The 6,060-nt window shown below is 45.5% G+C and carries 6 protein-coding genes; all 6 read left to right on the top strand.

The genetic code is table 11. The features are described 5' to 3' along the window. Positions 1-229 precede the first annotated feature (229 nt). A complete protein-coding gene (locus IT291_05025; GenBank protein MCC6220589.1) occupies positions 230-1,006 on the top strand; it encodes an ABC transporter ATP-binding protein in 777 nt (258 codons plus the stop codon). Beyond that, on the top strand, positions 1,003-3,609 hold the full coding sequence (locus IT291_05020; protein MCC6220588.1) for a CPBP family intramembrane metalloprotease: 2,607 nt from the start codon (positions 1,003-1,005) through the stop codon (positions 3,607-3,609). The genes IT291_05025 and IT291_05020 overlap by 4 nt, the downstream gene beginning before the upstream one ends. Before the next feature lie 370 nt (positions 3,610-3,979). Beyond that, the gene (locus IT291_05015) at positions 3,980-4,195 is read left to right on the top strand and encodes a hypothetical protein (protein MCC6220587.1); all 216 of its coding nucleotides are present in this window, start codon (positions 3,980-3,982) and stop codon (positions 4,193-4,195) included. Positions 4,196-4,271: 76 nt separating this feature from the next. Next, the gene (locus tag IT291_05010; protein MCC6220586.1) at positions 4,272-4,625 is read left to right on the top strand and encodes a hypothetical protein; all 354 of its coding nucleotides are present in this window, start codon (positions 4,272-4,274) and stop codon (positions 4,623-4,625) included. Between the two features lie 119 nt (positions 4,626-4,744). Beyond that, positions 4,745-5,572 carry a rhombotarget lipoprotein gene (rhlP, locus tag IT291_05005; GenBank protein ID MCC6220585.1) on the top strand — a complete coding sequence of 276 codons (828 nt, stop codon included), beginning with the start codon at positions 4,745-4,747 and terminating at the stop codon, positions 5,570-5,572. Between the two features lie 3 nt (positions 5,573-5,575). Further along, positions 5,576-6,060, top strand: a 485-nt coding sequence (rrtA, locus tag IT291_05000) for a rhombosortase (protein MCC6220584.1), incomplete at its 3' end; no start/stop codon positions are given.

Raw genomic sequence — 6,060 nt, 5'->3', positions numbered from 1 at the left:
TTAGAGCGAGCTTAATTGCCTCAATCTCCGCATCGCTACAACTGCTCAAGTTGGCCAAAGTGCGCTTTTTTACCTTACCGCTCTCTCGATAAGACTCGCGCAACAAATGCCGAGTATAGCTACGTCCGCCGCGTTTAGTTGTATTTGAGTCGATATGCATAGTGACTACCTACATACCACTACCAGCGCCCTTATGCAATATCTATTTTAACATTTACAACACTTTTTAGTGTCTACGCTTTTTTGGCCAAAAAAGACCTTACTCCCCGATTTTATTAACTATTTACGAAAATTGGCTTGGAAGATCCGTTCTAAAGTCGCGCTCAAAGATGTTTCTTTCTCGGTTCCTGCTGGTCAAATCTGTGGCCTGCTTGGCCCAAACGGCGCTGGCAAGACTACACTGTTTCGCTTGCTAATGGGAATTCTCAAAGCTACTGCAGGCACACTTCTTGTGGATGGGTGCGATGCGTTTAATGAGCGTGTTCAGGTTAAAAAACTTGTTGGCTTTCTGCCAGACGAGCCGGTTTTTTACTCATATCTATCCGGTCAAGAGATTCTTGAGCTGAGCGCAGCAATGCATGGACTTGACGTTACAGCCACTATGGATCGGATTACAAATGTCATTGCTCGTCTCCGATTGGCTGAAGACCTACGTTGTTACGCCGAAGACTATTCACGAGGCATGAAGAAAAAACTTGGTCTATTGCTGGCGATGTTACATGAACCGAAATTACTTATTCTCGACGAACCAACCAATGGACTCGATGTTGAATCAACTCATCTGTTTTACGACTTGATGAGAGAAGAAAGTAGCCGCGGCACAACTGTTCTGTTTTCGACTCACTTGATGGACCATGTTGCCAAGCTCTGCTCTCATGCGGTGATCATCAACGAAGGGAGACAGGTTGCAAAAGGCTCTTTGACGGAATTACGCTCGGTCTTTGGTGAGTCTTCGAGCTTAGAAGACATTTTCCTCAGCTTAACCGCAAGACCACCTCAATCATGACTGCTTATTCAGCCGCATCAACCCCACCGGGATTTTGGCGGACGGTCAAGCTGCTACTTGGCGTCGCGCGCCGGCGCGCAGTTGGCAGAAGCAAGCGCCAACAGGAGCTGCTAAGACAGCGCGCTGCGAAGAAGTCGGCCTTTAATACCTTAGGATTATTAGGTTTGATTGTGGTCATCATAATGATGGCTGTTCTCCATGGTGGGTTTGCCTTTTTTTTACAGGCGATGATCGATAGCAGCCCTCGATCTGAAGTTGAACGCACTGGTAAGATAGTTGTTTCCTCCTACTTTATTCAAGAAATGTTTAAATTTCAAAAGAATGAATATGATCTGAGCAGAAAAGATTTCGACTTTAAGCAATACTTGGACGAACTGTACTCATGGGAAGCGGATAATCGAACGCGGCACTATGGTGGGTCTAAAGATGCTAATGAGAAGGTTCTACGCGACACCATTCACGAGCACGGCATTAACAATCTCGTTGATGAGGGTGAAATTAGTTCTCACCTTGAAACGCTAGTAAAGGCTACCCCTGTATCTAACATGCTAGGCTCGTTAGTACTAGTATGGTGGTTTATAATGATGATATTTCAGGGCGAGGGACTAGAGCTTGATCTACAACGCCGTAGACACCCGATGTGGGAATGGCTCTTTAGTCATCCGGTGCCGACTGGCGCGGTCTTTTTTGCTGAAATGCTCTCTCCTATAGCCGCGAATCCGATTTGTTTAACAGCACCGATCTTCTGGGGAGTGTTATTCGGTTTAGTATACGGAACGGCTTTAGGACTAGTGGCTGCGTTGATCATCGGAGTGCCCATGGCGACAGCTACGGCATGTTTGGGAAAAGCTTTAGAGATAGGTGTGATTCTTCGACTCTCTCCTCGTTCTCGTGGTGCTGTCCTCGGTTTGATGAGCTGGGTCGGTTATGCCGCGTTGATGGTTTTTATTTTCTGTGCTTTTTCAGCGTCAACGGTGGCGGATGTCCTTGGCAAAATATTACAGCCTCTCGCCACAATCTCCTCATGGCCCCTCATGAGATGGACTATTGGTGCTCAACTTGATGGATCATTTTCTTTCTTGTCAGGTGCTATTTTTTGTTGGTCGTTATCGGCAATAGCAATAATCAGTGCCGTGGGTTTTTCAGCTTGGGGAGCTGAACGTGGCCTATCAGGAAATGTCGATCGGGCCGATTTAGCTCCATCAGAATCAAAAACATCTCGCTCATCCCAATTCGGACGCGATCCTTTATATCTAAAGGAATTGCTTTGGTTTAGGCGAGATCGTAGCGCCATTGTGCAAACTATTCTTATCCCCCTAACGATTGCCAGTGTCCATCTTTTTAACATGCGTAGACTGGTTGAAGGCGCTCAGGGTGCCTGGAACTACCTTTCTGGCGCGGCAATAGTGGTCGGTACATACTTTCTTTGGGTGCTTGGCCCGAAATCACTCGCTTCAGAGGGCCCGGCGTTGTGGATTGCTTTGACGTGGCCACGAGGACTGGAAAATCTTCTGAAAGCTAAGGCTTGGCTTTGGTCCGTTGTAGCAACGGGCGTTGTTTTTCTAGTACTTATTTACGCGATGCTAAGATTTCCGGGAGATTGGTGGAGAATTCTTCTCGTGGGTGTCGGATGGGTAGCTTTCGGACGCAGCATGGCAGAAAAGGCTGTGACCCTTGTTTCTGTTCCTTCGTCTTCTGGCGAACCAGAGCCTACACCAAAAGGTCGCCAATGGGCGGCATCACTTGGCATGTTAACTTTTGGAATTGGCATTCTGACACAGCGATGGCACATCGCTATTATGGGTATCGTCTATTCTTGGATAACCGCTGCCGCTATGTGGCAAAATTTTCGCGCTCGCTTGCCCTTTCTTTACGATCCTTGGTCTGAAAAACTTCCGCCACCACCAACGTTGATGCATGCCATGATCGCTATAAGTATTCTTGTTGAAGGTGGTGCGATTGCGACAGGTCTATTTATTTTGGTCGTTGGAGCGGATAATATTGGCTTAGCACAAGCTGTTATGTATGGTCTCTGCGCCGTAATCGTATCTCTCTTTGTGTCACATTTTCTAACCGGCAGAGGAGTGCGACCTGAGCAAGTCTGGTGTTGGGCCGAGCCCGCAAACGCAAATTTCCCCATCACAGCTTGGTGGAGCGGCGATGGGTCAAAATCAACACGATTCGTCACCAGTATCACGATTGGCTTCATAGGCGGTTTGTTGCTTGGACTGTTGGCGAACGGATATATCGCGCTTTTACTTCACATTCCGACAATCGGCGATCTAATTCGCGCCTCTCGGGAACAGATGGTAACAGTTCCGGGTTTGAAAATGTGGTATGGAGTTATCGCCGTAGCTGTCGCACCTTTTGCTGAGGAATATTTATTTCGGGGCTTGCTCTTTCGCGCACTTGACCGGGAATGGGGTGGTTGGAGCGCTGTGCTTGGAAGTGCTGCGTTCTTTGCTATATATCATCCACCTCTTGCCTGGATACCAGTAGGAATTGTTGGAATAACCAATTCATTTCTCTTTAAGAAGACCGGTAGTTTGACTTCCGCAGTGGCGCTACACATGGCATACAACGCGGTAGTAGTATTGAGCTAAATTTAATAGCGCTACGTTTCCTAATCGCTAATTGTTCTGGATCCATTTTCTTAATAGAGTTCAAAATTTAGGCTCTTCCGATAAATATGAGGTTTTCGGAAACGGCTCCATATTTAGTTGTAACGACGTTCCAGATCCTTCCTTATCCGACGCTTGTTTCTTCCCAGATGCGGAGCAGGCTGCAACCACCGATATTATCAAGAGCTTGCATAGTGAAGCGGTTAAACTCTTTAGCATTAAATACCACTCATTTCCAAGACAACAACCATAAGCTCAAGGTGTCCAGTTTATTGAACTTGCCCCGCTTCGGTAGACAGGAAAAATTTATAAACAGCAAATAAATCATATCAGCGAGAGAGGTGGATTTCAAGTGGAGAGAAATCTTGTCTTAACCAGCCATTGGTGTTACTGCTCGCCCCCACCAACGTTGATGCATACCATGGTCGCTATAAGTATTCTTTTTGAAGGTGGTGCGATTGCGACTGGTCTATTTATTTTGGTCGTTGGAGCGGATAATATTGGCTTAGCACAAGCTGTTATGTATGGTCTTTGCGCCGTAATCGGAGGATGTCCATCCTGTAGTTGAAATTTCTTAGCGGTCTTTATTTAACATTGTTACGCGGCTTTCCTTAACCCGTCAAATGTTGCTAATTTGATGCTTTGTGCACCTTAAGCGTGGAGAGGTTGACACAATTCTAGGTTCACTAAACCACACCGATCTACCGGCGGTTGAAACCTGCTCTGAAAAGATAAGATCATTATTTCTTAACGCGACACTGCCGCAAGAGGTCGCCGATAAAATTCGGGCATCTTTTAGATACCTGGATGCTAGATTTGTGGCGGTTAGATCCTCCGCTACTGCTGAAGACTCTGCAAACGCCGCATGGGCTGGTCAGCTTGAAAGTTACTTAAACACGACAGAAGAAACCTTACTTGAGAATGTAAAGAAATGTTGGGCCTCATTGTTTACGCCACGTGCAATTTTCTACAGATTTGAAAAGGGTTTGCAGCAATAGAAGATTAGTGTTGTCGTCATAGTTCAAAAAATGGTACAGAGTAATAAGTCGGGGATCGCATTATTTTTCCACAGGCAGAGGAGCGGATTATGGACATTATTGGGTTACTAAATATTTACATGCCGAGACTGCTAATCATGAGCTTGCTATTGCCATTAACCGCCTGTAGCGTTTTTGGAGGGAAGCATTTGCAACATCGACGAAGCAGTGTTGTCGATTATCTCTACCCCAGCGAGAACCGTCACGTTGAGCATCCCACCATACCAAATTTAAAGCTTCCCGCACGTGTTGGCATAGCTTTCGTTCCAGAAGACAAGGACGCTCGCCTCACCTTCACCGAAAAAGACAAAATGGAGTTAATGAAGGACGTAAGTCAACATTTTAGGAACTATGAATTCGTAAAATCTATCGAAATTATACCCTCTGCATATCTATGGAAGAACGGAAGTTTCGCAAATTTGGATCAAATCAGAACAATGTACGGCATTGATATAGTTGCACTTCTGTCCTATGACCAGACACAATTTACAGATGAAGGGTTAGCCTCTATTACATATTGGACCATCGTTGGCGCTTATGTCGTTCCAGGTGAAAAGAACGACACACATACAATGGTCGATGCATTAGTCTATGATATTGAGAGCCGAAAAATGCTTTTTCGTGCGCCAGGAATAAGTCACATCAAGAGTAAGGCCACCCCTGTGAACATGTCGGAACAGCTCAGACACGATAGTGTAGGAGGCTTTAAAGAGGCTAGTATCGATCTAGCAAGAAATCTCGACATCCAGCTTGAGCTTTTTAGAGAAAAACTAAAAGAAAATCCAGAGGATTATAAAGTGGTTTACTCATCTGGCTACACTGGCCTTGGGAGCCTTGATATTTCGTTCGCAATTATCGTTCTACTCATTTGTGGCACTTGCTGGTTGAAAAGAGAAACCAACGCGTAAAACATGGTCGCTGGCTTGCCCATAATTACGCTATCGATAATGGCGCTTTGTATATGGTCTTTTTTCTCGCCCGAGACAGCCTTAGTGTTTATCTATAGTCGAGATGCGGCTCTAAAGGGTGAGGCCTGGCGCCTTCTCTCTTCTCATCTAGTCCATTTTTCGAACAGTCATTTAGTTTGCAACTTACTTGCTTTCGGCGCAATCGGTGCAATTATGGAAGCAAGAAGCCATTGGCGTTTTCTTGCCCTGTCCCTACTAAGCGCGACTAGTATTGGCACAGCGTTGATTATCTTTGAGCCTACTATGAGTTATTATGGCGGACTTTCGGGCGTAATATGCAGTTTAATATTCTACATTACGCTTTGCGAGACGCAGGAAAGTGGCTCCACAAAAACAATGGCTAAAGTATTTTTGGCTGTTCTGTCAGTTAAAATAGCTTTTGAAACACTAACTGGCAATTCACTGTTTATATCAAAAGAAGAGCACGG

This window comes from Deltaproteobacteria bacterium, assembly GCA_020845775.1.
GTDB lineage: Bacteria > Bdellovibrionota_C > UBA2361 > SZUA-149 > JADLFC01 > JADLFC01.
The sequence above is the reverse complement of the archived record's forward strand: the minus strand, read 5'-3'. Positions and strand labels throughout refer to the sequence as shown.

What these genes read in the sequence shown, in the direction of transcription:
- IT291_05020 (MCC6220588.1), top strand. Translation starts at nt 1,003, where the DNA reads ATGACTGCTTATTCAGCCGCATCAACCCCACCGGGATTTTGGCGGACG.
- rhlP (MCC6220585.1), top strand. Translation starts at nt 4,745, where the DNA reads ATGCCGAGACTGCTAATCATGAGCTTGCTATTGCCATTAACCGCCTGT.